Source organism: Gracilibacillus sp. HCP3S3_G5_2, assembly GCF_052063305.1.
Lineage (GTDB): Bacteria > Bacillota > Bacilli > Bacillales > Amphibacillaceae > Gracilibacillus.
The window spans coordinates 172396-198497 of record NZ_JBQHXU010000006.1 but is presented as its reverse complement, the minus strand read 5'-3'; the positions used below and the strand labels follow the sequence as shown (position 1 = coordinate 198497).

General features: G+C 36.2%; 20 protein-coding genes. 18 read left to right on the top strand and 2 right to left on the bottom strand.

Going from position 1 to position 26102, the window contains the following annotated elements; genetic code table 11:
• Window positions 1-7 precede the first annotated feature (7 nt).
• From ACTNEP_RS11045 to ACTNEP_RS10980, 14 genes are all read left to right on the top strand, one after another.
• Window positions 8-1069, top strand: a complete 1062-nt coding sequence (locus tag ACTNEP_RS11045) for a zinc-dependent alcohol dehydrogenase (RefSeq protein WP_441162045.1) — start codon at window positions 8-10, stop codon at window positions 1067-1069.
• 25 nt (window positions 1070-1094) lie between these two features.
• A complete protein-coding gene (locus tag ACTNEP_RS11040) occupies window positions 1095-1892 on the top strand; it encodes a sugar phosphate isomerase/epimerase family protein (RefSeq protein WP_441162044.1) in 798 nt (265 codons plus the stop codon).
• Between the two features lie 13 nt (window positions 1893-1905).
• Entirely contained in the window at window positions 1906-2949 is a 1044-nt protein-coding gene (locus ACTNEP_RS11035) for a Gfo/Idh/MocA family protein (protein WP_441162043.1), read from the top strand.
• Window positions 2946-5177 carry a glycoside hydrolase family 65 protein gene (locus ACTNEP_RS11030; RefSeq protein ID WP_441162041.1) on the top strand — a complete coding sequence of 744 codons (2232 nt, stop codon included), beginning with the start codon at window positions 2946-2948 and terminating at the stop codon, window positions 5175-5177. The genes ACTNEP_RS11035 and ACTNEP_RS11030 overlap by 4 nt, the downstream gene beginning before the upstream one ends.
• A gap of 32 nt (window positions 5178-5209) precedes the next feature.
• Window positions 5210-5887 (top strand): beta-phosphoglucomutase, encoded by a 678-nt coding sequence (gene pgmB / locus ACTNEP_RS11025; RefSeq protein ID WP_441162039.1) that lies wholly within the window; start codon window positions 5210-5212, stop codon window positions 5885-5887.
• Between the two features lie 8 nt (window positions 5888-5895).
• Window positions 5896-7014, top strand: coding sequence for a glycerate kinase (locus tag ACTNEP_RS11020; RefSeq protein WP_441162038.1), 1119 nt, complete (start codon window positions 5896-5898; stop codon window positions 7012-7014).
• Between the two features lie 32 nt (window positions 7015-7046).
• Window positions 7047-8741, top strand: coding sequence for a sugar phosphorylase (locus ACTNEP_RS11015; RefSeq protein WP_441162036.1), 1695 nt, complete (start codon window positions 7047-7049; stop codon window positions 8739-8741).
• A gap of 381 nt (window positions 8742-9122) precedes the next feature.
• Window positions 9123-9809, top strand: a complete 687-nt coding sequence (locus tag ACTNEP_RS11010; RefSeq protein WP_441162034.1) for a hypothetical protein — start codon at window positions 9123-9125, stop codon at window positions 9807-9809.
• A 459-nt stretch (window positions 9810-10268) separates the two neighbouring features.
• Entirely contained in the window at window positions 10269-11564 is a 1296-nt protein-coding gene (locus tag ACTNEP_RS11005) for an extracellular solute-binding protein (protein ID WP_441162033.1), read from the top strand.
• 124 nt (window positions 11565-11688) lie between these two features.
• Complete coding sequence (locus ACTNEP_RS11000; RefSeq protein WP_441162032.1) at window positions 11689-12564, top strand: carbohydrate ABC transporter permease; 876 nt, start codon at window positions 11689-11691, stop codon at window positions 12562-12564.
• Complete coding sequence (locus ACTNEP_RS10995) at window positions 12565-13455, top strand: carbohydrate ABC transporter permease (protein WP_441162030.1); 891 nt, start codon at window positions 12565-12567, stop codon at window positions 13453-13455.
• Window positions 13456-13470: 15 nt separating this feature from the next.
• Window positions 13471-15231, top strand: a complete 1761-nt coding sequence (locus ACTNEP_RS10990) for a glycoside hydrolase family 2 protein (protein WP_441162028.1) — start codon at window positions 13471-13473, stop codon at window positions 15229-15231.
• A gap of 112 nt (window positions 15232-15343) precedes the next feature.
• Window positions 15344-17494, top strand: a complete 2151-nt coding sequence (locus tag ACTNEP_RS10985; RefSeq protein ID WP_441162027.1) for a family 43 glycosylhydrolase — start codon at window positions 15344-15346, stop codon at window positions 17492-17494.
• 281 nt (window positions 17495-17775) lie between these two features.
• Window positions 17776-18699: an ArsR/SmtB family transcription factor gene (locus ACTNEP_RS10980; RefSeq protein ID WP_441162025.1), complete on the top strand. Its 924-nt coding sequence runs from the start codon at window positions 17776-17778 to the stop codon at window positions 18697-18699.
• 253 nt (window positions 18700-18952) lie between these two features.
• Here ACTNEP_RS10980 and ACTNEP_RS10975 read toward each other — a convergent pair whose 3' ends face one another.
• Window positions 18953-19396, bottom strand: a complete 444-nt coding sequence (locus tag ACTNEP_RS10975) for a YndM family protein (RefSeq protein ID WP_441162024.1) — start codon at window positions 19394-19396, stop codon at window positions 18953-18955.
• A gap of 175 nt (window positions 19397-19571) precedes the next feature.
• On the opposite strand from ACTNEP_RS10975, the gene ACTNEP_RS10970 reads away from it, so the two are divergent.
• Window positions 19572-20567, top strand: a complete 996-nt coding sequence (locus tag ACTNEP_RS10970; protein WP_441162023.1) for an NADPH:quinone oxidoreductase family protein — start codon at window positions 19572-19574, stop codon at window positions 20565-20567.
• A gap of 392 nt (window positions 20568-20959) precedes the next feature.
• Here the strand turns inward: ACTNEP_RS10970 and ACTNEP_RS10965 are convergent, their stop codons facing one another.
• Window positions 20960-21808, bottom strand: coding sequence for an alpha/beta hydrolase (locus ACTNEP_RS10965; RefSeq protein WP_441162021.1), 849 nt, complete (start codon window positions 21806-21808; stop codon window positions 20960-20962).
• Between the two features lie 390 nt (window positions 21809-22198).
• On the opposite strand from ACTNEP_RS10965, the gene ACTNEP_RS10960 reads away from it, so the two are divergent.
• From ACTNEP_RS10960 to ACTNEP_RS10950, 3 genes are all read left to right on the top strand, one after another.
• Window positions 22199-23095, top strand: coding sequence for a macrolide 2'-phosphotransferase (locus tag ACTNEP_RS10960; RefSeq protein ID WP_441162019.1), 897 nt, complete (start codon window positions 22199-22201; stop codon window positions 23093-23095).
• A 193-nt stretch (window positions 23096-23288) separates the two neighbouring features.
• A complete protein-coding gene (gene map / locus ACTNEP_RS10955) occupies window positions 23289-24029 on the top strand; it encodes a type I methionyl aminopeptidase (RefSeq protein ID WP_441162018.1) in 741 nt (246 codons plus the stop codon).
• 736 nt (window positions 24030-24765) lie between these two features.
• Entirely contained in the window at window positions 24766-26097 is a 1332-nt protein-coding gene (locus tag ACTNEP_RS10950; protein WP_441162016.1) for an ABC transporter substrate-binding protein, read from the top strand.
• The last annotated feature ends 5 nt before the right edge of the window (window positions 26098-26102 follow it).

The window sequence follows — 26102 nt, the reverse complement described above, 5'->3', positions numbered from 1 at the left end:
GTCCATTATGAAAACATTAGTAGCAACAAAGCCTAGAGTAGCAGAGTTAGTAACACTATCAGAGAGAACAATTGAAGAAAATGAGGTAAAGATAAAAGTAGAATTCTCAGCACCTAAACATGGGACAGAGGTTGTTGATTTTCGTGGGTTAACTCCATTTATGGAGGAGGAGTTCTCAGAAGAATGGCGGATGTTTATGCCTCGTCAAGACCAATCCCAAAAAGGGATTGTCTTCGGAGAATTTCAACTAGGTAACATGGTCGTGGGTGAGATTATAGAAGTAGGCAACAAAGTAGAAGGTTATGCGATTGGTGAGCGAGTTTGCACTTATGGTCCAATCTCTGAAACAGTTATAGTAAATGCCGTAGATAACCATCGTCTGTTGAAAATGCCTAAAGATGCAAAATGGCAAAATGCAGTATGTTATGATCCAGCACAGTTTGCTTTAGGTGCTGTAAGAGATGGGAATGTACGTGCAGGGGATTATGTGGTGGTTTCTGGACTAGGTGCCATAGGACAAATTGCCATTCAATTAGTGAAGAAGGCTGGTGCTAGTTTCGTAGTAGCGGTAGATCCGATCGAACGACGTCGGGAAATTGCTAAGGAGCATGGTGCTGACCTTTGCTTAGATCCAACAAGCTGTGATATAGGATATGAAATTAAAAAGCATACTAATAAAATAGGTGCTGATGTGTATATAGAAACAAGCGGAATTGGTAGTGCCTTACAGGATGCTTTAAGAGCAATTGGTTATGGTGGAACGATTTCTTACATCGCTTTCGCTAAGCCTTTTCCAGAAGGTCTGAATTTTGGGCGAGAAGCACATTTTAATAATGCAAATATCGTTTTCTCTAGAGCGGCAAGTGAACCTAACCCTGATTATCCAAGATGGGATCGTAAAAGGATCGAGAAAACATGTTGGCAATTATTGATGAATGGCTATTTAAATTGTGAAAAAATAATAGACCCAATTGTTCATTTTGAAGAAAGTGCGGAAGCTTATATGAAATATGTCGATCAATCACCAAACTTAAGTATCAAATTAGGTGTGAAGCATTCTGTAAAGTAATTCAAAACAGGAAAGGGTGTATAGCATGAAACTGGGAACGCAGGATCAAAGCTTTTTTCCGAGAAACATTTTGGAAAAATTTCACTATATAAAAGAATTAGGTCTTGATGGATTTGAAGTAGATGGAAAAGTGTTAGTAGAAAACCTTGACGAAATTAAAGTAGCTATGAAGGAGACCCAGCTTGAAGTAAGTACAGCTTGCGGTGGATATAATGGATGGATTGGGGACTTTTCAGAAGAAAAAAGAAAGAACGGTTTAAAAGAAATCTCCAATATTCTACATGCCTTACAAGAAGTTGGGGGGGCAGGAATTATTGTCCCTGCTGCATGGGGGATGTTTACGTACCGTTTGCCCCCGATGGAAGCACCGAGAAGTAAACAGGATGATTGGAAGGCAGTCAGTGATTCCTTGCAATATTTAGACAAAGTGGCTGATGAAACAAATACGACTATTTTTCTAGAACCGTTAAACAGGTATCAAGATCATATGATTAATACGGTAGCAGAAGCAAGAGAATATATTGAGAAAAATAACCTCACAAACACTAAGATTATCGGTGATTTCTATCATATGAATATTGAAGAAGATAATATGTTGCTATCGTTACATGAGAATAGAAATTTACTACAACATATTCACTTAGCTGACAATCATCGTTTTCAGCCTGGTAGCGGTTCGATTGACTTCAAAAAGTGTTTTGAGCAGTTAAAAGCGGATGATTATGATGGGTATTTAACCATTGAATGTAGAATTAGAGGGGAACAACCTGAAAAAGCGTATCAAAAAGCTATAGCTTATCTAAAGGGAATTCTAGATATTTAAGAGGTGCATACAGGTGGATAAATGGAAAGTGGCAATTATTGGTGGCGGACAAGTAGCAGAAACTACGCACATACCAATTTATCAAAACAGAGAAGACATCGACTTAATTGCTGTAATGGGTCATCGAAAGGCAAGTGCACAAGCCTTTGCTAGGCGACACAATATTTCAGGCATCTATACGGATGTAACAGAAATGTTAAGTAAGGAGCAGCCGGATATTGTTAGTGTTTGTACACCGAACAAATATCACTTTCAATATGTAAAAAAAGCACTTGAAGCTGGCTGTCATGTGCTGTGTGAAAAACCACCTAGCATTTCTTCAGCAGAGGCGAAAATGATGGCTGAAATTGCTAAGAAACATAATAGAATATTGGCATATAACTTTCAGCATCGTTTCTCAAAGGAAGTTTCTATAGTACGCCAGAATTATAATGGTGGAACATTGGGGGAGGTTTATCATACCAAAGTTTCTGCTTTAAGAAGATCAGGTGTACCTGGATGGGGTAATTTTACCAATAAAGACATTCAAGGTGGAGGGCCTTTAATCGATATCGGTATCCATATGTTAGATAGTGCTTTATATATATTAGGTTTTCCAAAAGTAGCTAAGGTAACTGCTAAAATGTATCGAAAGATAGGGCCGTATAAGTCAGAAGGAACGTTTGGAAAATGGGATCCTCAAAAATATGAAGTGGAAGACTCACTTTTTGGTTTTATTGAGTTAGAAAATGGAGGGTTAATACAGGTGGAAACATCTTTTGCTCTCCATATAAAACCGGAAAAAGTATTAAATATAGAATTTTCTGGTAGTAAATCAGGAGCTTCTCTTTACCCATTGGAAATTTATACAGATGAAAAGGGAAAATTAATTTCTCTATATGATAGAGAAGTGACGAATGAAAGGGATACAGCAACTAAAAGTATTGAGACTTTCATTGATCATTGTCAAGGGTATCATTCCCCATTAATAGCAAATGGGGAACAAGGATATTTCATTCAAACGCTCATTGAAGCATTATATCAAGCTGCAGAAACAGGAGAGAGTGTGTATTTATGAAGAAGCAACAAGTATTACTAGATGATCATTTTGATCTGAAGAAATTAAACAAATACGGTACTCTCATGACATTAGGAAATGGATATATGGGTATTCGTGGAGTACATGAGGAAGCGTATCCTGAACAAAAAAGAGGAACATATGTAGCAGGTATTTACAACAAGATGTTTGAAGGTGAGCCGGATGAGATAGTTAACCTGCCAGATTTAATAGGAATGAAAATTGAAATAAATGGTGAAGCTTTCTCATTAATGAAAGGCGAAATACATTCCTACAGCAGGCAACTTCATTTGGTAAGTGGTGAGCTGACAAGGAATATTGTTTGGGAAAATGAGGCTGGTGTGAAACTGGCACTTCATTTTCAGAGATTAGTAGCTAAACATGACCTACATGTATTTGCTTCTAAAGTAACTGTTCAATGTTTAAATAGAGATGTAAATATGAAAATAGTAACTGGAATTGATGGTCAACAAACAAATTTTGGCCGACAACATTTAATAGAGAAATCGCTAAGGGTTTATGATGAGTTATATTTACATGGACTTTATGAGACTTCAAAAGCTGAACATTCAATCGCATTATTTTCTGCCTGTAAACATTCAAAAGTTGATAATATCGACTTTATATCTAAAAATCGACAACTTTTAGCTACATCGTCGGTTTCATTGAAACAAAATGAAACCTACACGATGGAAAAGTATGGGGTGATTTATACAAGTTTAGATAATGATCTAGCGGAAGATTCCTCATTAGAGGAGATAGGGCTAAAAAAAATTAGAGAAGTATCCCATGTTGGATATGAGCAGATAGCCAAACAATCCACTAAACATTGGAAACAGTTTTGGGATAAAAATCGAGTAGTAATAGCATCTGAACAAGAGATGGATCAATTAGCTATCGATTTTGCTATCTATCATATTGATATAATGACACCGAAACACAACAATAAATTTAGTGTAGCTGCTAAAGGTCTAACCGGTGAAGGTTATAAAGGACATGTTTTTTGGGATACGGAAATTTTTATCTTGCCATTTTATCTATATACAAATCCAACTATTGCTAAGCAATTACTACAATATAGATATGATAGAATTCCGCAGGCGATGAAAAAAGCAAAGGCAAATGGATATGAAGGAGCGCAATTTCCTTGGGAAAGTGCCTTAACTGGAGAAGAAGAGACTCCAACGTATGCAGCTATTAATATTAAAACTGGTAAAAGACAAAAAGTAGCTTCTGCAATGGCAGAACATCACATAGTAGCAGATATTGCCTTTGCAGTTATTCAATATTATGAAACAACAAGAGATAAAGAGTTTATGAAAAATGAAGGAATAACATTGTTAGAAGAAACCAGTAAATTTTGGATAAGTAGAGCTACAGAAGAAGAAGGGACTCTTTCTATCAAAAATGTCATTGGTCCAGATGAATATACGGAGTTTATTGATAATAATGCTTATACAAATTATATGGCCTACTATAATGTTGAACAAGCATTAAACTATTTAAAGGAATTTCAAGTAATAAATAAAGAACTTCAAATTGCAGGTGAAAATTTTCTAGAAAAGTTATATTTACCGAAAGAAAATGATGAAAAAATTATTCCACAAGATGATACTTTCTTAACTAAACCAACAATTAATTTAGAAAAATATAAGAAAATGCAAGGAAGTCAATCGATTTTGTTGGATTATTCTCGAGCAGAAGTAAATGAAATGCAAATATTGAAGCAAGCAGATGTAGTGATGTTGTTATATTTATTTCCAGAATTATTCGAGAAAGACACAATTTTGAAGAATTTTAAATATTATGAGGATCGAACTATCCATGATTCATCCTTAAGTAAAGCGATACATGCCATCGTAGCGATGAGATGTAACGAGAAGGATTTAGCTTATACGTTGTTTCAAGAAGCATGCCTAATAGATTTAGGGCCAAACCCGCATTCATCAGATGAAGGAATTCATGCCGCATCACTAGGATCGATATGGTTATCAGTGTTTAGCTTTCTGAATGTATCATTTGGTGATGAAGAAATAACGTTAAATCCAACAATACCTGATACATGGACATCTGTCACATTTCCACTTCATTATCGAGGAAGATCTATTAAAATCACAGTAGATAAAGAAAGAATAGTTATTAATAAATCAGAAGGCGAATCAATAAAGTTCCAAATAAATGGTGAATATTACCAGGTAGAAGATCAACTACAAATTGATATAGCGTAACCAATGCATAAATAAAGAGAGGAATTAATTGAATGGGGACAAGAAAGATAGATGCTGTAATCTTTGATTTAGATGGCGTAATAACAGATACTGCACATTTTCATTATTTAGCATGGAAAGATTTAGCGGATAAACTGAATATTGAATTCGATCAGAAGTTTAATGAAAATTTAAAAGGTGTTAGTCGTGTTCAATCATTAGAGCTTATCTTAGAAAAAGGAAATAAAGCTCAGAACTTTACAGAGGAAGAAAAAGAAAAGTTAGCCAATGAAAAAAATGAGATATATAAACAATATATTAGCCAACTAACTCCTGATGCGATCTTGCCAGGGATTCAACCATTAATAGCCAAACTAAAAGAAGAAGGAATTTTAATAGGTTTAGCATCAGTTTCAAAAAATGCACAAACGGTGCTGAAAGCATTAAAAATAGAAGAGTTGTTTGATTATTGTGCAGACGCAAATAAAATTACTCGCTCTAAGCCAGATCCTGAAATATTTCTTAATGTCTGTGAGGCTCTTCAAGTCCATCCTTCTTGTGCTATTGGTATTGAAGACGCTGTAGTCGGTATAGAAGCTATAAAGGATAGTGATATGTTTGCGGTTGGTGTGGGCAAGAACCTAGAATATGCTGATTTCTTGGTTGAGAGTACCGATCAATTAGATTGGGGACAGATTAAAACAAGCTTTTTCAATTTTAAAAAAAGTTGAGTGATAGAATGAAAATATTAGTGTCGCCAGATTCATTTAAAGAGAGTATGACAGCCTCTAAGGTTGCAAATATAATGCGAGAAGCAATTATGTCCGTAAAACCTGATTCGGAAGTTGTTAAACTTCCTGTTGCAGATGGAGGAGAAGGAACTTTAGATGCCCTTCTCCTAGCACATGGTGGTGAAGTATATTATCAACAAGTAACAGGTCCACTAGGTGAAAGAGTCAAAGCAAGATATGGCATATTGCAGGATAGTAAGACAGCAGTAATTGAAATGGCTGAAGCAAGTGGTATTCATTTGGTTACCAAGGAAAGAAGAAACCCACTTTTTGCAACAAGTTATGGTACAGGAGAACTTATACTTGCTGCACTTGATCATCAAATTACAAATTTAATTATTACTATCGGTGGTAGCGCTACTAATGATGGTGGTATTGGGATGCTACAAGCCTTAGGAGCATCGATAACAAATAAAAATGGAGAATCTATAGGAGTTGGGGGCAAGTCATTAGGAGATATACATCAATTCGATCTTACTACAATAGATAATAGAATTACTAATGTAACTATCTCGGTAGCTTGCGATGTCAATAACCCCTTAACTGGGACAAACGGAGCTTCCTATGTATTTGGACCGCAAAAAGGAGCCACATCAAGTATGATGAAGCTATTAGATCATAATTTAGAACATCTAAATAGGGTTATGTATGAACAATTAGGTAAAAACCTTGGGGAGATACCTGGTTCAGGAGCAGCAGGTGGTATGGGAGCTGCACTATTGGCAATAGGAGCAACTTTGAGAAGTGGTATTAAATTAGTCCTTGATACGATAAGTTTTTCGGAGAAAATAGCCAATGTTGATTACATTTTTACAGGTGAGGGAAAAATTGATCATCAAACACCAAATGGCAAAGTGGTCTCTGGTATAACAGACATCGCAAATGAAAGTAATATTCCTGTGATTGCATTTGCAGGTACGGTAGGAAGTGGGTATGAATCACTTTACGAAAAAGGGTTATTATCTGTACATAGTATCATGCAGAATCCTTGTAGTCTTGAAGAGGCTTTCTATAATGCGGAAAATAACTTGAAACAAACGGTTGAGAATGTTACCAGACTTCTTTAATGCTAAATTCAAAAAGTAAGGGTGTATGTAATATGAGTTTAATTCGATCGAATTCTAAAGAAAAAATAATAGAGAAACTACACTTTTTATATGGTGATAAAGGTTATAATATTAATGAGATATATCAACAAATTGAACAAATTGTAGCAAAATATCATTCCAACCATTCCGTGCAGCAAGAGTGGGTAAGTGAAAAAGATGTTATGCTCATTACTTATGGGGATAGCATAAAAGAACAAGGAAAGCCACCCTTGCAAACATTAAAAGAATTTCTTGTAGAATATGTAGATAGTGTCAATGCTGTCCATATCTTACCATTTTACCCTTATACATCTGATGATGGGTTCTCTGTAGTAGATTATAGAGAAATTGACCCTGATTTAGGAGAATGGGAGCATGTAAATCAGCTGTCGAAGTATTACCATCTAATGTTTGATGCGGTAATAAATCATATATCAAAAAGTAGTGATTGGTTTAAGGGATTTTTGAATGGTGATGAAAAGTATAAAAAATACTTTATTGAATCAGATCCTAACTTAGATTATAGTCAAGTTACTCGACCACGAGCTTTACCATTATTAACTTCATTTGACACATTGGAAGGAAAAAAGTATGTATGGACAACATTCAGTGATGATCAAATCGATTTAAACTATAAAAATCCAGATTTATTATTAGAGATACTTGATATTTTAAATATGTATGTTCAAAATGGTGCAAAGTATTTAAGGCTCGATGCGATAGGGTTTATGTGGAAAGAATTGGGTACTAGCTGTATGCACTTAGATGAGACACATCAATTAATCAAGCTTATTAGGGAGGTTCTGGAATGCAGTGCTCCTGGAACGATCTTAATTACAGAAACCAATGTACCTCATAAGGACAATATAAGTTATTTCGGGAACGGTTATGATGAAGCCCAGATGGTGTATCAATTTCCTTTACCGCCTTTAACTCTCTTTTCATTCTTAACGAGTAACGCAAGAAAGTTATCAGAGTGGGCAGCTAGTTTAGATCCTACTACTTCTGATACTACTTATTTTAACTTCTTAGCTTCTCATGATGGTATAGGAATGCGACCAACAGAAGGCATATTAACTGATGATGAAAAACAATTTATGGTAGATAAAACGACAGAACATGGTGGATTAGTTTCCTATAAAGATAATGGCGATGGAACGAAAAGTCCATATGAATTAAATATTAATTACCTAAATGCACTCACTCATCCAGATGAAATGGAGGATATAAAGGTTCGACGTTTCCTTGCTGCTCAATCTATTTTATTGTCTGTAGTAGGTGTTCCGGGTATTTATATTCATAGTTTATTAGGTTCAGAAAATGACTATAAGGGTGTAAAAGAATTTGGAATAAATCGCCGTATAAATCGGGAAAAGTTAAATAAGAGTACTCTTGTGGAAGAACTTAAGAGAGACACTTTGAGAGCTAAAGTCTTTAATAAATTATCTCAACTAATAAAGCTCCGAAGAAATCAAACGGCCTTTCATCCTAATGCGAAACAAGAAGTGCTTTTCTTAGATGATCGAGTTTTTTCTATTATAAGAAGTAATGAAGTAACAGGCGATAAAATCCTTGTACTCATTAATGTTTCAGATGAAAAGGTCCTATTAAAATCGGACTTTGAAGGTGAAGATATTATCCATAGTCAGTATTTCACTAGTAGTATAGAAATATTACCTAATCAAACTAGATGGATCAAGATTTAAATTTAATATACTATTGAATGCTTGTTTCACACCTCTTCTGTTTGGTAGTTGGTTGACTCAATTCAACTATAGCAAACGTGGAGGTGTTTTTATGATTTTAGGGGGTTTTTATAGAGAGTAACCCTTTTGGATTAATATTCCGTAATATAATAAGAAAACACATATGTTGGTTAGTATTCAAGTGGAATTGCAGTCTGAAAATAGTAGAATTATCCTATATTATTTCACTTCCAATACATGGTAGAATGTGTGTTGGGTTAAATTTCCTTCTATGGGAGGTAGGTATGGCGAATATGAAGTATTATCTTTCTGTCAGGAAACCAATTATTAGCACAATTATGATCATTTATCAATGAAGCATAATTCAAGGAGAGAAATAAAATGAAAAAGTACATAATATTTATTTTTACAGCATTAGCAGTATTCATAACAGGATGTAATGAGGATGCAGGTAGCAGTGAAAACGCAACAAACGGAAACGAAACAGAGGAAGTAGCTACAGAAGAAATCGATAATACTTTTGATCGGATAGATATAACTTTAGCAGGAGAAACGAGTTTAATACATAATGAGTTTGATGATATTGAAGTATCGTATGAGTTGAAGGATGCTTATTACCTAGATGGTATACCGCCAGAATTGGAAGAAACTATTTGGGAACTAGACTTTGGAAGTCATTATTATGATGCATTAATATTTATTGAAGCCGAAATTGAAAATTTAACAGATGAAGAAGATGTATCACTGATTCCATGGCAATTAGCTCATATTGATAGTGAAGAGATTATGGATTCGGAAGGTGAAGTACCAAACGTTATGTTTGAGACACACCACCTGGCAGACGAGGATGACGGGGTTCCATTAGATTTAGCAGAACAATATGATTTAATAGAATATGGAGAACGTGCTTCTTTAGAGCCGCATGAAAAAGTAGAAGGCTACTTCATGATGACGACGAAAAAAGAAATATTAGACAAATTCGAAGATGGTGAGTTGGAATTACGAATGCCATCTACTTGGGGAAGTAAAGAAGATTATCCGCCAATGGAAGTACATTTTGCTAATTAATTCCTACATGGAATACATTTCATAATAAAATAGAACACTTCGAGAGAAAAAATAAACTGTCTAGTGAGGGTGCATGCTACTTTTACTAGACAGTTTATTTTTTGATATCTCTATGAAACTGCATATTAAAGTCGAAAAACGTAATTTATTCAAAAAAAATGTATTAATACAAAATATTATTTGCTATCAAACGTTCTAAAATTCCTAGTGCATCAGGCTTTATATGCTTGGGGAATGACGAAACTAGTCGTTTTTTGCAATTAACATAACTAATTAATTAGGATAAAACAGTTATATTAGCTAAATGACTAGAAGAAAAACACAAAAAAGTTAACTAATAAAGTAAAATAGTATTGACTTTCACAAAATGTAAGCGTATTCTATATTTAAAGTTACAAGAAAATTGTAATTAAACATTTTATTTGTAACTAAGAATAGAGGATAAAAGGAGGCGTCAATATGAGGAAGAGCTTCATTGTTTTTGTTGGTATTGTCTTGGTCACTTTGTTATTGGTAGCGTGTTCCGATAATTCAGGATCAGCAGGGAATGATGTAGAAATTCCAGAGGGTGCTACTGAGGTAGTTATGTGGAATTTGTTTAGTGGTGGAGATGCGGAATACATGGAAGATATCGTATCGGAGTTTAATGAAAGTCAAGATCAGTATTTTGTTAATAATGTGCATCAAGATTATGACGAATACTACACTAAATTACTAACAAGTATTGGATCGGGAAATGGGCCTGATGTAGGTATCGCTCACAGTCATGTTTTACCTGAATTAGTTAGTCAAGGACTTGTAACCAATATTGATAATTTTGCTGCAGACGTAGGACTTAACTGGGATGAGTTTAACCAAAATGTATTAGATGTCACCATCTATGATGGAAACAATTACGCAGTGCCAATCGATACACATCCAGAAATTATGTATATTAACAATGATCTTGTCGAAGAAGCTGGTCTACTTAATGATGATGGTACACCTAATTTTGAAACAACACCAGAAGGATTTGTGGAATTCTTAACTTCTCTTAAGGAAGCGCTACCAGAAGATAAAATGGCATTTGCATTCCCGAGTACTGGTGAAGATCCATATCGAATCTGGTGGGCGTTATATAACCAGATGGGGGGAGAAAACTTAGTTTCCGGAGACTTAGATACTCCAACCTATGCTTTAGATCACGAGAAGGCAATTGCAGCTGCGGAATATATTTATGATTTTTATTATACACATGAAGTTACGCCACCGAATTTAGCTGATTTTTATAGCGATTTTCAATCCGGAAATGCAGCTGTAATGTCTACTGGAGTTTGGGCAACAGGAATATGGGAAACGACAGACGACCTTAATTTTACGCCAATGCCTTTCCCAAATATGTTTGGCGAAGATGCTGCATGGGCTAGTTCTCATACTTTTGTTTTACCGTATTATGATGATGCTGATGAAGAAACACAAAGAGGTGCAGTTGAATTTATGAAATTTGCTACTGATAATGGGGTTATGTGGGCTGAAGCTGGCCATATTCCTGCTAAAGATACTGTTTTAGAATCTGCTGAATTTAATGACATGCCATACCGAAGTGAGTATGCAGAAGTTGCCGATTATGTAAAATATGTCGACCGTACTGTTCATGCCCGTGGAATTCAGGATATTGTTGTACGCAATTTAGATATGTACTGGTCAGGAGATGCTACGGCTGACGAGGTCTTCTCGATGATTGAACGAGAAGTAACGGAACTAATCGGAGAATAATCATCTCCAATTACAAAGCCTGGTCCTATGCATTCAGCTTATTCATTATTACAAGATTGGATGTCTAGAATCAGTGCTTTATTAAAAGCATTTCTTACATCCTTTAAACAGGAGGTGTCAAGTTATGATCAAGAAGCAATGGATGCAAGATTTAAAGGCTGTTCCTTTCTTATTACCGTTCTTTATTGCTTACATGGTTTTTACGATTTTTCCCATTTTCAAAGGCCTAGAAATGAGCTTATATGATTGGTCGTTAGTTCGTAAAATGGAGTTTGTCGGATTTGAAAACTATGTAAAAATGTTTACTGATCGACATTTTTGGCGAACGTTATGGAACACTACTTTCTTTGTAATATTAACTACACCGACGATGGTTATATTAGCATTAGGGTTGGCATTATTGTCTAACTTGAATACGAAATTAAAAACATTTTTCCGTGGTTCTTTTTTTCTGCCAAGTATACTGTCTGTATCGGTTATTTCGTTTCTGATGATTTTCATGCTTCAGCCATATAACGGACTGGTAAACAACGTCATTCAAATGTTCGGAATTAATTGGGAGCCGTTGTGGATGGCAGATCGAGGATTGGCATGGGTGACGATTGTGGTCGTTACCTTATGGTGGACAGTTGGTTTCAATATGATTTTATTCCTAGCAGCATTACAGGATATACCTGAGTCATTATATGAAGCTAGTGAAATAGACGGTGCTTCTCGTTGGGATATGTTTAAATATATTACTTTACCACAGCTTATTCCGATTGGACGTGTCGTTCTTTTGCTACAAATACTTGCCTCTTATAAAGTGTTTGCGCAAATTCTGTTAATTACTGGCGGTGGACCTGGTGGAGCAACAAGACCGCTAATCCAATACATTTATGAAGTTGGTTTTAATCAAAATAATCTAGGTTATGCGGCGACAATGTCCTATGCGTTGTTCTTTATTTTATTAATTCTCTCTATTATTCAATTAAAGAGTCAAAGAACGGGGGAGAACTAAATGAGTAATCCACAATTTACAAATGAGACTGCTGTCCGAGTTAAGAAAAGCAAGAGTACGGTATTACAACGAAACAGAGACCCAAAATTAGGTTTAAAGGTAACAGTGGGATTTATCGTAGCACTGATCTTTATTCTACCTATTGTTTGGATGTTGTTTGTTTCCCTAAAGCCAAATGGTTTTTCGACAACAGAACCGTTTGAATGGTTTTTGCCACCTTATACCTTCCATAACTATATAGATATTATGTTTGGTAGTTTAATATTTCGTTGGTTGTATAATAGTTTAATCGTTGCGTTGATTACAACTGCTCTAACATTACTAATAACATCACTTGCTGCATTTGCTATATCACAGATGAAATTTCGCTTTAAAAATTTTATCTTTATTTTCTTTTTGCTAGGACTAATGATACCTGGCGAAGCAACGATAATCCCGCTTTATGAGGTGGCCAAAAGCTTGGGATTAATTGATTCCTACGCAGGTTTAATCCTGCCAATGATCGCATCACCACTAGGTGTTATTATATTGAAAAGCTTTTTTGACAATGTACCAAAGGAAGTAGTGGAAAGCGCGATTATTGATGGCTGTTCCTATTTTAAACTATTTTATAAAATTGTTTTGCCGTTAGCGAAACCAGCTTTATCGGCAATAGGTATCTTTACGTTTATCGGTTCATGGAATAACTTTCTATGGCCATATCTATCCATTATGTCGGAGACCCTGTACACGTTACCGGTTGGTTTACCAGTATTTAATGCTACTTATTCACAAGCATATGTTCAACCGATGACCGCGAATGCTATTGCATCTATACCTGTAATTATCGCATTCCTGATTTTTGAAAAACAAATTGTCAAAGGAATCAGCTTTACAGGAATAAAAGGATAACAAAGGAGAATTTACATGACAGAAAATACGAAAACTTATCAAAGAACAGAATACCCTCGACCACAGTTTCAACGTGATAGTTGGCTGAACCTGAATGGAACATGGAAGTTCGCATTCGATGATCAAAATATCGGTGAAAGCTATGAGTGGCACCAGAACTTGACTGAAACAATGGATATCCAAGTTCCATTTACGTATGAAACAAAAGCAAGTGGTATAGGTGAGGAGAAGTTTCATCCTTATGTATGGTACCAAAGAGCTTTTGAGGTTCCAGTCGATCAGATTGGTAAGAAAGTGATGTTGCACTTTCAGGCATCCGATTACTTAACAAAAGTATGGGTGAATGGGGATTATATCGGTAGCCATAAAGGTGGAAATGCTCACTTTTCCTTTGATATTTCTAACGCTGTTACGACAAATGAAAAGAATGAACTAATTGTGAAAGTCGAAGATAGCGATAGTTGTTATCAACCAAGAGGAAAGCAAAGATGGAAAAAGGATAATTTCGGTTGTTGGTATGTACAGACAACAGGAATCTGGCAAACAGTTTGGTTGGAATTTCTTGAAAACAGAAGTATTGAACATGTAAAGATGACACCGAACATTGATACCAATTCGGTAGCCTTTGATTATACGTTAAATGGAAGCATTGATGATCAACTTCGGGTAGAAACGACGATTCTTTTTGAAGGTGAAAAAGTAAAACAATTTTCGTTTACGCCAAACCGTTCTACAATGCACGTTGAAATAGATCTATTAACGGAGATACATGAATGGAAGGTGATGCATTGGACACCTGAACACCCTAACTTATATGATGTAACATTTCATTTATATGAGGGTGATAGGTTACTAGATGAAGTGAATTCTTACTTTGGTATGCGAAAAGTCTCCATAAAAGATGGTCAGGTCTTGCTAAATAACCGTCCTATCTATCAGAAGCTTTTATTAGATCAAGGGTATTGGTTAGACACCATGTTGACACCACCATCTGATCAAGCGATGATTGAAGATATCGACAAAACATTGGCAATGGGCTTTAATGGTGTCCGTAAACATCAAAAATTGGAGGATGAACGCTTTTTGTATTGGTGTGATCGAAAAGGGCTATTGGTCTGGTCGGAGATGGCGGCAACTTATGAGTATTCAGATCAAGCAGTCGAGAATTTTACAAAAGAATGGCTAGAAATTGTGCACCAGTATTATAATCACCCATCGATCATTACTTGGGTCCCATTTAATGAATCTTGGGGAGTACCGAATATCGCTACCAATAAAAAAGAACAAGCCTTCACAGAGTCCATCTACTATTTAACAAAATCAATCGACCCTGAACGGCCGGTTATAGTCAATGATGGCTGGGAGCATACGATATCAGATATTATCACCCTGCATGATTATGAGGAGTTCGGTGATTTATTTTTAGAGCGATATAAGGATAAAGAAGCCATTGTCCATAATCAACTATCACATAATAATCACAAGTATGCATTTGCCGACGGTTATGAGTATAAAGGACAGCCGATCATCATTTCGGAATATGGCGGGATTGCTTTTAATGAAGGAAGCGGCTGGGGATATGGTAATCAAGTCGAAACAGAGGAGCAATTTTTAAATCGCTATCGCAGTATCACGAATGCGATTAAAGAAATTGCCTATATATCTGGTTATTGTTATACACAAATCACAGATGTGCAACAAGAAATTAATGGTCTACTAAAAGAAGACCGATCGCCCAAAATTGCATTGGAGAAAATAAAAGAAATTAATGATTAAGCTTCTAAGGGGTTGTTCTTCCGTAAAAGAACAACCCTTGTTTATCACGGTGCTAAATGTCTGTAAGACCCCACTGATTATAATCTCACTTTATCGAAAAGGAGTGCCTTTATTGAAGAAAGTTATCGTTTTATTATTTGCTACTGTGTTAATAGTATTTTTAAATTTCGTCAGCGGAGATTCCAATATGCTTGCTTCATCAGGTCCTATCAGAATAGATGGAAATGACAGACTTGGAAATGAGCAATTACCGGAAGAACTAAAGGGACTAAAGCAATTTAAGTTAGAATTAAATGAAGACTCGTATGAAAGTGGTTTATACCATAATGAAACAATCAAGATCAACTTCCATGACAGTAAAAGATTCGATTGGCAATCTGATATTGGCATCAAGTATGTTTTTGTGAAAGGTGGTAACGCAGGTAATCTTTATCACTATACTCAGGAGGATACAATGGATAGTAATTTGAACGGTCCAAAAAATAATGGCCGAAAACAATCAGACATAGGTCATATCACTTTTTACTATGAGGAAGAACCGGTAGAGCTATTTGAGAATCCAATTATAGGTGATGGAGCAGACCCATGGATTGTCAGTCACACAGATGGTTATTATTACTATACCCATACAACAGGAAATAATATTACCATTTGGAAATCAAAAACGATTACAGGCTTACAAGACGCAGAAAGCAAAATCGTTTGGACGCCAGAACCAGGCGCGCCTAATAGTGCGCATATCTGGGCACCAGAAATTCACTTTATAAATGGAAAATGGTATATCTACTTTGCTGCCTCTGATGGAGACATGGAAAAACAACGCATGCATGTACTTGAGTCAGAAACATCTGATCCATTTAGTGACTATTCTTACCCAGAAGGAACTACCTATGGCAAGCTAACGACACCATCTGATAAATGGGCCATTGATGGAACGATTTGGGAATTGGATGGACAGTATTATTTTGCCTGGTCTGGTTGGGAAGGTGATGTCAATGTGCGTCAGGATATCTACATTGCACCAATGGAAAATCCGTGGACGATAAGTGGAGAAAGAGTAGAGTTATCCAGACCTGAATATGATTGGGAAAAGATAGGCGAACCACACGTAAATGAAGGGCCACAATTTTTACAAAATGATGACGGCCAGCTGTTCCTGATTTATTCTGCCAGTGGAAGCTGGACAGACGATTATAAATTAGGAATGCTAACATTTACTGGTTCCAATCCACTTGATCCCGGTGCATGGGAAAAGAGTCCGGAACCAGTCTTTGAAAAGGATCCAAATGTTGGCGTATATGGTCCTGGACATAATGGTTTCTTCAAGTCACCAGATGGAACAGAGGATTGGATCATTTATCATGCGGCGAAATTCCAAGGATCAGGCTGGGATCGAAATATTAGAATGCAAAAGTTTACCTGGAATGAGGATGGCACACCGAATTTTGGCAAACCAGTAGCAACCGGAACATTATTAGAAGTTCCTTCAGGTGAACAATCAGGAATGCTTACCCCTAAACTACCAGTAGGCCATATATTCGAAGCAGAGGATGCCACAGTGAATCGAGCCCAAATAGTAACCAATACATCTGCTTCCAATGGAGCAAAGGTTGGTTATATTGATTATGATGATAGTTATGTAGAATTTGATGTGAATCTTCCGATGGGAGATTATACATTGAAGGTTAGGTATGCGAATGGAATGGGAGAGCCATCCTCTCATCATGTTTCTGTAAATGGTAATGCAGTTGGAGAAGTTACCTATCAGAATTATGGTTGGGATAGCTGGTATTTTGCAGAGAAAGAGATCAGCTTAGATAGTCAGGAAAATAAAGTTAGACTAACAAAAGGGCACTTATTTGCAGAGCTCGATTTCATTGAATTAGTTTCAAGCCAGCCAGAATATAGATATGAAGCAGAACATGCAGAATCAATCGGCACAACTGTTATCAACACACCTGCTGCATCCAATAAGCAAAAAGTGAAATTTACTAGCAATCAAAGCTATCTGGAATATCGACTAAACGTGGAACAATCAGGAACATACAACTTGAACCTAACCTATAGTAACAAGACAAGTGATTTTAGTACACAAGAAGTGGTGATTAACAAAAATAAAATTAGAGAAGTGGAATTTCCACCGACGGGTGGGAAGTTGGATACTATTTCTATCCCGGTAGAGTTAGAAACAGGGGTACAGACGATACAATTGTCACACAACTCGGGAGAATTAGCTTTGGATTATATGCAATTAATACCGTAATATATTTCTGATCTAACCTATTGCCATTTTGTTTGGTAATAGGTTTGATCGATTGGTTAAAGAATAGGTCCGTTGATCCTCGACATAAGATTCCGTTTACTCAACTATTGCCTTCATTTCTGTACTCCTTCTTTCTCTTGCTCCATTATTTTCAAAACGTTTATTCAATATCTCGTAAGAAAATAATTAATTGTATTTAATTCATATTTCATCCAAAAAAATTGTAATATTATAAGGCTTTCATTTATAATATAAGAATGAATGTTAGGAGGTAGCTTACTTTGCTCGAGTTATCACTTGAAGATCAGAAAAAATTAAGGAAGGTTGCACGTGCGTTATCTTCGGAAGTAAGGCTACAAATTATCAGCCTTTTAAGTAAACAAAATATGAATATCAATCAATTGGCCGAGAGTATTAATATACCGATGTCAACTGCAGCCTCCCACATTAAGGTTTTAGAAGAATCAGGATTAATATTGACAGAGCTTCGTCCGGCAAGCAGAGGAGCAATGAAAGTTTGTACGAGAAATTTTGATGATATACATATTAAATTAAATACTTCGAAAAATTATGCAGGTGAGTACGAGAATTACGAAATAGAAATGCCGATTGGGCAATATACTGACTTTAGTGTATCGCCAACATGTGGCATGGCTAATCACGAGGGACTGATTATACAAGAGGATGACCCTGTTAATTTTTATAACCCTGCACGTTCAAAAGCACAAATTATTTGGACGAGAAAAGGTTATTTAGAGTATAAGTTTCCACTTGCAATTCCGCCAAGTGCTAAAGTGAAAGAGCTTCAGATATCATTTGAGGTATGCTCAGAAGCGCCAAATCATGATCCTCATTGGCCGTCAGACATTACCGTTTGGTTAAATGGTGTTGATATTGGTACTTGGACTAGTCCGGGAGATTTTGGAGACAGACCTGGAAAGTTAAATCCAAAGTATTGGGCGGAAAGTACAAGTACACAATACGGTACGTTAAAGACTTGGAAAGTAACCGAAGACAAAGCGATGATAGATGATATACCCTTTAGTGATGTTACGATTGATGACTTAAATTTAAATGAAAAAAACTTTCTGACGTTTCGGATAGGAATTAAAGAAAATGCTCTCCATAAAGGTGGCTTCAACATATTTGGTAAAGAATTTGGCGACTATCCGCAAGATATTAAATTAAAGGTGGTTTTTCAATAGGTTTTTGTTTTTTTTAACTATAACTATTGAATAACTTATGCAATTAAAACCATATTAATAGCCTATCTACAATTTTTGTAGGTAGGCTTATTATCAAGGTGCTAAATTACCATTATTTTATAACAAGCAATAAGAGCAATGAAAAAAATGTTAAAACCATAATATAACTGCACTTCCAAATTGGTAGAGAATAGTCTACCCTTGGTGTGCAGTTATAATTTTATAGCCTGATGTATAAGTAACTGCTTGTCAATCACTTGTCCAAATTGTTATCTTCACCTGGTCGTTCCCCTAGCTCATCTGATATCTCCGTTTGGTATTGTAATTGTCTATCCATTGGTCTGTTGTCAGTATTCGGGAAAACTTGATTAGATAAATAGCGATGGAAGAAAATCTCGAACACACCAACACCTATTGCTGCGATCAACGAAGCGGTAACAGCATTATCGGTAACCGCCATACCATCAACAAACATAAAGATAATCATCCATGCAATTAAGAAGTCAGCTACAGTTGCTAGCGCATTATTTGTTCTTGGCAATATTAGCAAGTCCCCGATTAAATAAGCTGCAGCTCCCAACACAACAGTTAAAAGTAAAACCTCGGCAAAAGTCATTCCATACATTAATCCAAGGATAAGATATAGAAGAGCTAGAGTAGCTACAAATTTTATCAAAAAAGCTCTTACATGCTTCATAAGCATTCCTCCTTTTGTTCATATTGTTTATTCCTTTAAAGAAAATATTCACTTTTTTTTAAATATTTGCTTCGGTTCTCGATCTTCTCCTGTATCAGTTCTATAATTGATGTCATTCATCACAAATGTTATGCTTTGATTAAAATTGATGCTCTCTTTAAAAGGAGGACCAAGAATGCTAGAAGAATTCCGCGCACTAGTTGTAAATAAGCAGAATGATGATTTTTCAGTCAAGGTTGATCAATTAAACCTTCACGAATTACCGGAAGGAGAGGTATTAATCCGTGTCCATTATTCCGGAATAAATTATAAGGACAGTCTTGCAACAATACCTGATGGCAATGTTGTCAGAAATTATCCGATGGTGCCTGGTATTGATTTAGCAGGTGTAGTGATTTCATCTGATGATCCTCAGTTCAAGGAAGGAGACAAGGTCATTGCGACTAGCTATGAGATTGGTGTTTCTCATTTTGGTGGATATAGTGAGTATGCACGTATTCCATCCAAGTGGATCGTTCCCCTTCCTGAAGGGTTGTCCTTAAAAGAAGCAATGATTATCGGTACAGCTGGTTTTACTGCGGCATTATCTGTTCAACGGTTAGAAGAAAATAATGCAACTCCTGAAAAAGGGAAAGTACTTGTCACTGGGGCAACTGGAGGTGTGGGCAGTTTTGCAGTATCGATTCTTGCTTCTCTCGGTTATCAGGTGGAAGCAAGCACCGGTAAAGAAACAGCACATGATTATTTACGAAAGCTTGGAGCAGATACGATCGTTTCTCGTGAGGAAGTGTATGATGGCAAAATCAGAGCTTTAGCAAAACAAAAATGGGCAGCAGCTGTTGATCCGGTAGGAGGAGAACCGCTAGCTTCCATCCTAAGCCAGCTTCAATACGGAGGATCAGTTGCAGTTAGTGGATTGACAGCAGGGACTAATCTACCGTCTACTGTGTTCCCATTTATCTTAAGAGGTGTTAATTTGCTTGGGATTGATTCGGTTTATTGTCCGATGGAAACAAGGGTAAAAACATGGGAGCGCTTGGCAACAGATATTAAACCAGTTAATTTGGAAGAGCTTATCGCACAAGAAGTAAGCATAGAAGAGCTCACAGATGTTCTGCCGACATTATTAGAGGGACGAGTAAGAGGAAGAGTGCTGGTAAAATTAGTATAATGAGCCTTAATCTATTCTTAAAGATCATTGGACTAACAGGTGGTAAATCATACCCTCACTGGGTACAAAACCGACACTGGTGGAAGTATCACTTGTATAATCACATTGATCTTCAGATAAAACGTAATGATTACTTTTAACAAGGAGAAAATAAAGAGATATAATGTTAGCTAAACGTAATCACTATGAATAAGAAATTTATGGAGCTTATAATAAATTACTGACTCACTTTGCAATCTTCATTAATAATATTTTTCATGCTAACGCCAGTATGAATGACAAAATTAAAATAGACCTCCCTATAAGTAATTAGGTGAGGTCTATCACACCATTTACGGTATAAAGGAGGCATGCCAAAAGCAGCTCCTTTATACCATGTTGGAATTGTTTACTTACTTCTTAAAGATTCGTTGTGAAAAGTGATATAGTCCGCTATCAAATACTTTTGCTTCATGACCTCCTTCATCTAAATACCAAGTATGAGAGATGTTATTTTCTGTTAAACTTTCTTGAAAATTCGTACTAACATCCAGTAAATAGTCATCATCTCCGCAATTTATCCAAAGTAAGTTTAATCGCTGATTGATTTTCTTTGGATCTGTAAGTAATTCTGCAGGTGCTTTTGTATTTGGTGCAGGGGCAAATGCGCCGACCCAAGAAAACGTATCAAGATTTCCTATTCCGAAATTTAATGACTGCCCTCCGCCCATTGATAGTCCAGCCAGTGCACGGTGATGACGATTTTTCCAAACTGGATATTCTGATTCTATATGTGGAATAAGATCATTAAGTAAGTCACCTTCAAACGTTTCAAACGCAGCAACTTTTTCAGGATCAAAAATATTATCTCCTGGATCATCATCTACCATAGCACGGCCATTTGGAAAAACAACAATCATAGGTTCTAATTTACCCTCAGCATTTAAATTATCAAGAACATGGAGAGCATTCATATTGTCAATCCACTCATTTTCATCTCCCCCTAAGCCGTGCAAGAGATAGAGAACATTATACTTTTTCTTTTCTGAATAACCTTGCGGTGTATACACCCAAGCCTCACGATCTACTCCAACTGTACTAGAAAAATACGTTATCTTATTTAATTCACCGTGTTTAATGTCATCTCTGTATTCGTTATATCCTGGTGGAGCTGGTTCAATAACCTCTGCAGCTACAACAGTACCTTCTGTAATTACCAAAGCTAAACATAAAGATACGATCCAAAAGAAAATTTTTTTCATTTTTTCGCTCCTTTTTTATTGTAGTAAGGTAAAGCTCTAACATCTCTCCTCTCTAAATGTATTCGCTTTCATTTTTTTTGAATGTTTCATGTATGTATCTATAATTATATAATCAAAAAAATGTTATGTAAACACTTCCAAAGAACGAGATAGTATTTGAAAATGGAAAACGATACGGATAAGTATGAAAATACCAGTAAGATATCAGTTTAAAGATGAAGGTCTGACCTTGCCGAATTTACTAACAACAAAATAAGCTGTATAATATGGCGAGCATCATAAATAGATTTGAGGTCTATCAGGGAATGGATATACTTATTCATATGTATGGAAAGGTATTTTTTCCTCTTATAGAAAAGAGCAATAAATGAACATTTGGAGGAAATGAAAATGAATACACTTAAAGTAAAGCAATTAGCAAATAATAAAGGATTAGATATTTTAGAAGATACTATTGTGATAAATGAGTCTGGCGTTGACTTTCGAGTGGCTTATGCCAAAGCTCCAAACGGTGATAAATGGATACTAAGGATTCCACGTAGACCAGAATCCATGAGACATGCACAACAAGAGAAAAAAGCGTTAGAAATCATTAATAAATACGCAAAGTTTCAAGCTCCCGATTGGTCTATCTTCTCTGAAGACTTAATTGCCTACAAGCAACTAAATGGTGTTCCTGCTGCTACAGCTGATGTAGAGCAACAAGACTACATATGGAGTTTTGATAAAACCAGTGTACCATCTGAGTATTATCAATCATTAGGGAAAGCTCTAGCAGATTTACACACATTACCCCAACAAGAATTTAAAAATATCGGGGTGGAGAGGTTAAGTGCCAGCGAGCTAAGAGCCTCCATGAAGCAACGAATGGAACGTGTGAAAGATCAATATGATATCAATCAACATTTATGGGATCGCTGGCAAGCATGGCTAGCTGAAGATTCACTTTGGCCAACTCATGTAGGGGTAAAACATGGAGATCTACATCCAGGTCATATCCTTATTGATAGGAATAATTCTGTAACGGGTGTAATAGATTGGACAGAAGTGGGGATAGCTGATGTGTCTGTTGATTTCATGTCGCATCAGCTACTCTTTGGTAAAGAAGGATTATTAAAATTAATTGACGCCTATGACAATGCCGGTGGTAAAACTTGGCCAAGAATGGATGAGCATATCATTGAACTTCTATCAACAAGTGGTATCACGGTTGCAGAATACGCACAAGCTTCAGGTTTGAAAGACATGCAGAAGCTAGCTATGCAAATGCTTGCCAGTGAAAATTAAATAAATTGACTAGTTGTTAAAAAGAAAAGTAGAGGATAGAATAAGCAACTAAAGGACAAGTCAAAATATCTTATGGAGAGGTATATAAAATATATTTTCTCTGATTGTCTATTCTGAAAAAAAGCCGTTCCGCTTATACTAGAATCTAAATGGGATACTGAACATAAAATACATTAAAAAGTGAGGCTATACGATGATTGCCAAGACTGAAAAGGATTTTAATGGATTAAAAGAAATTGGTGAAATTTGCGGAGCGATTCGAGATGAATTAGTCCATCGTGCCAAACCTGGAATTACAACAAAAGAACTCGATGAAATGGCGAGAGAGATGTTTGAAAAAGCAGGAGCTCAATCTGCACCAAAAGGAGAATATGATTTCCCTGGATATACATGTATTAGTATCAACGAAGAAGTAGCGCACGGGATTCCGGGGGAACGGATCATTCAAGAAGGGGACCTTGTTAATATTGATGTTTCAGGCTCGAAAAACGGCTATTTCGCAGATACAGGAATTTCCTTTGTAGTTGGAAAGGGAGAGAACATTTTACAGAAAATATGTGACGTTGCGAAAGAAGCATTTGAGGCTGGACTTCAGCATGCAAAACCAGGTGCGAAAAAAAGCTTGCTTGGGAAGGCTGCACATAATGTAGCAAGGCAGCATGGCTTAACAGTCATAAAAAATCTAACCGGACACGGTATTGGGCACGCCATTCATGAACCACCAGATCATATTTTCAATTACGAAGCTCCTTGGGATGACGAAACTTTAAAAGATGGTATGGTAATCGCCTTTGAACCTTTTATCTCTACTTTTGAAGAGGAAGTCTCTCAATCCGAAGATGGCTGGACTTTACTAGTCGATGAAAGTTTTGTAGCTCAATACGAACATACGATTATTCTAACGAAGGAAGGGCCAATTATTACTACATTGTAAGAGCACTGATACTATAGAGTGCGGTTGCCTACGCGGAAATAATCATTTTTTTTAAAAACAACAGTAAAAGGATGAAGCTTGGACAAAGCGAATAGGGAGAACGGGATCCGAACAATCTGCTTCAGCAAAGTACTTTGCTGAAGCGGTGAGAGTAAGATATTAATGTTCGGATTTTCACTTCCTTATGACTCTTTGTTCTAGCCTTATCCTTTATTTTTTATGACTTTTTACGATAATAATATGATAACTCGAAAGGTAAAAGGTTTAGTAGCAAAAACAGAAAGTTAGCAATTAAAGGTGGATAATTTATTTTTCGGCGCAATCAAAAGCAAAAATAATAACAAGAAATCAGAACGATTATTTAAAAATATAATATATATACCTATATGGAAGGTGATATATCATTATTTCTTTTATTTAAGAATGGGTTTTTTATCAGTATAAAAGAACTAGGTATAAAAGACTTTTATTTGGAATGGTTAAATAGGCTAGTAGCAATTACCTTATCAGACAATCAACCCTTTAAAACATTAACTAAATAATCACTGTCAAGAAATAAAAGAGGTTTAATTATATGTGCTCTGTGCATAAAAAACAGAAAATATTATAGTATGAATGCACAAAAATCGTTCAATAAAACTATTGTAAGCGTTTTAATTTACTGGTATCATATCCATAATTAGTAAAAGATATTTACTAAAATAACACTAAAATTTAAGTGTTGAGGAGGAAGGAAATGAGAAGTAAATCAAGTTGGTTTGTTAATGGACTTTTAGCACTGGTAACGGTTGTATTTTTATTGTCAGCTTGTAGCTCAGATTCAGGTAGTTCATCCTCAGATAATTCTTCAGGTAATTCAAGTAATGGCAAGGTTGAATTAACAATGACTGCGTGGGGAAATCCAGCGGAAATCAAAGTATATCAGAGAGCAATTGATGCCTATCAAGAAGAGAATCCAGATGTATCAGTGAAATTAATACCGGGACCAGGTGATACGTATCGACAAAAGTTATTAACACAACTTCAAGGTAGCCAATCACCTGATTTGTTTTATGTTGGAGCTGAATATATGTCTCAATTAATCGATACAGGCCGAGTTGCTGAATTATCAACGTTTTTAAGTTCAGATGAGAGCTACGTTAAACCAGATGAATTTGCGGATGGATTGTGGGGTGCAGCTAAAAGAGGTGAGGAGATCTATGGTACACCGGTAGATTCCAACCCTATGCTTCTTTATTACAACAAAAAAGTTTTAGAAGAGGCCGGCTTGGATCCAAACGAGCCACAGAAGTTGTTTGAAGCGGGTGAATGGAATTGGGAGAAATTTGCAGATCTAACCAAACAAGTTACAGAATCAGGGAAATATGGGTTTGTATCTGAAAATGCCGCCAACCATATATTTAGCTGGGTCTGGTCAAATGGTGGTCAGATGTATGATGAAGAAGGAAATATGATTTTGCAGGATAATGAGAAAGCACAGGAAGCCATTCATTATTTATACGAAAATGTTGCAAACGGTAACTTTAGGTATGCTGGTTCTTTACCAGAAGGGCAAGGGCCAGATGCAATGTTTATGTCCAATCAAACAGCATTTGCAGCCGCAGGTCGCTGGTTTACCCCGATGTTTAGTGAGAATGAAAGTCTTGAATTTGATTATATTCCATGGCCAACCAATACTGGGGAAATAATGGAGCCAGCATCAATTGCAACTGCCTATCTATCTGCAACCACCGATTCTGATCATTTAGACGAAGTGATGAAATTTCTTTCCTTTTATACTTCTGAAGAAGGACAACGAGCACGTCTTGAAGGTAATGGTAACGCCGTACCATCTATCGCTAGTGTAGATGACATTATTGAAAATGCAGAAATACCAGAGCACGCAAGTTATTTAATTGATGCACGGGATATAGGAAAAGTGGAATCAAGTCAAGCTGTTATACCAGGGTTAGACCAAGAAGTATCGGATATTTTTGATCTGCTGTTTTTAGAACAGAAGACACCAGAGGATGCGATTATGGAAGTCTCGGAACAAGCTAAGACCATGATTGAAGATTATAAAGAGTAATCAAG

Coding starts and splice junctions, on each gene's coding strand:
- ACTNEP_RS10965 (WP_441162021.1), bottom strand. CDS start 21,808: ATGAAAAAAATTTTCTTTTGGATCGTATCTTTATGTTTAGCTTTGGTA.
- map (WP_441162018.1), top strand. CDS start 23,289: ATGATTGCCAAGACTGAAAAGGATTTTAATGGATTAAAAGAAATTGGT.
- ACTNEP_RS10950 (WP_441162016.1), top strand. CDS start 24,766: ATGAGAAGTAAATCAAGTTGGTTTGTTAATGGACTTTTAGCACTGGTA.
- ACTNEP_RS10990 (WP_441162028.1), top strand. CDS start 13,471: ATGACAGAAAATACGAAAACTTATCAAAGAACAGAATACCCTCGACCA.
- ACTNEP_RS11005 (WP_441162033.1), top strand. CDS start 10,269: ATGAGGAAGAGCTTCATTGTTTTTGTTGGTATTGTCTTGGTCACTTTG.
- pgmB (WP_441162039.1), top strand. CDS start 5,210: ATGGGGACAAGAAAGATAGATGCTGTAATCTTTGATTTAGATGGCGTA.
- ACTNEP_RS11045 (WP_441162045.1), top strand. CDS start 8: ATGAAAACATTAGTAGCAACAAAGCCTAGAGTAGCAGAGTTAGTAACA.
- ACTNEP_RS11020 (WP_441162038.1), top strand. CDS start 5,896: ATGAAAATATTAGTGTCGCCAGATTCATTTAAAGAGAGTATGACAGCC.
- ACTNEP_RS11040 (WP_441162044.1), top strand. CDS start 1,095: ATGAAACTGGGAACGCAGGATCAAAGCTTTTTTCCGAGAAACATTTTG.
- ACTNEP_RS10995 (WP_441162030.1), top strand. CDS start 12,565: ATGAGTAATCCACAATTTACAAATGAGACTGCTGTCCGAGTTAAGAAA.
- ACTNEP_RS11030 (WP_441162041.1), top strand. CDS start 2,946: ATGAAGAAGCAACAAGTATTACTAGATGATCATTTTGATCTGAAGAAA.
- ACTNEP_RS10975 (WP_441162024.1), bottom strand. CDS start 19,396: ATGAAGCATGTAAGAGCTTTTTTGATAAAATTTGTAGCTACTCTAGCT.
- ACTNEP_RS10970 (WP_441162023.1), top strand. CDS start 19,572: ATGCTAGAAGAATTCCGCGCACTAGTTGTAAATAAGCAGAATGATGAT.
- ACTNEP_RS11000 (WP_441162032.1), top strand. CDS start 11,689: ATGATCAAGAAGCAATGGATGCAAGATTTAAAGGCTGTTCCTTTCTTA.
- ACTNEP_RS11010 (WP_441162034.1), top strand. CDS start 9,123: ATGAAAAAGTACATAATATTTATTTTTACAGCATTAGCAGTATTCATA.
- ACTNEP_RS10960 (WP_441162019.1), top strand. CDS start 22,199: ATGAATACACTTAAAGTAAAGCAATTAGCAAATAATAAAGGATTAGAT.
- ACTNEP_RS11015 (WP_441162036.1), top strand. CDS start 7,047: ATGAGTTTAATTCGATCGAATTCTAAAGAAAAAATAATAGAGAAACTA.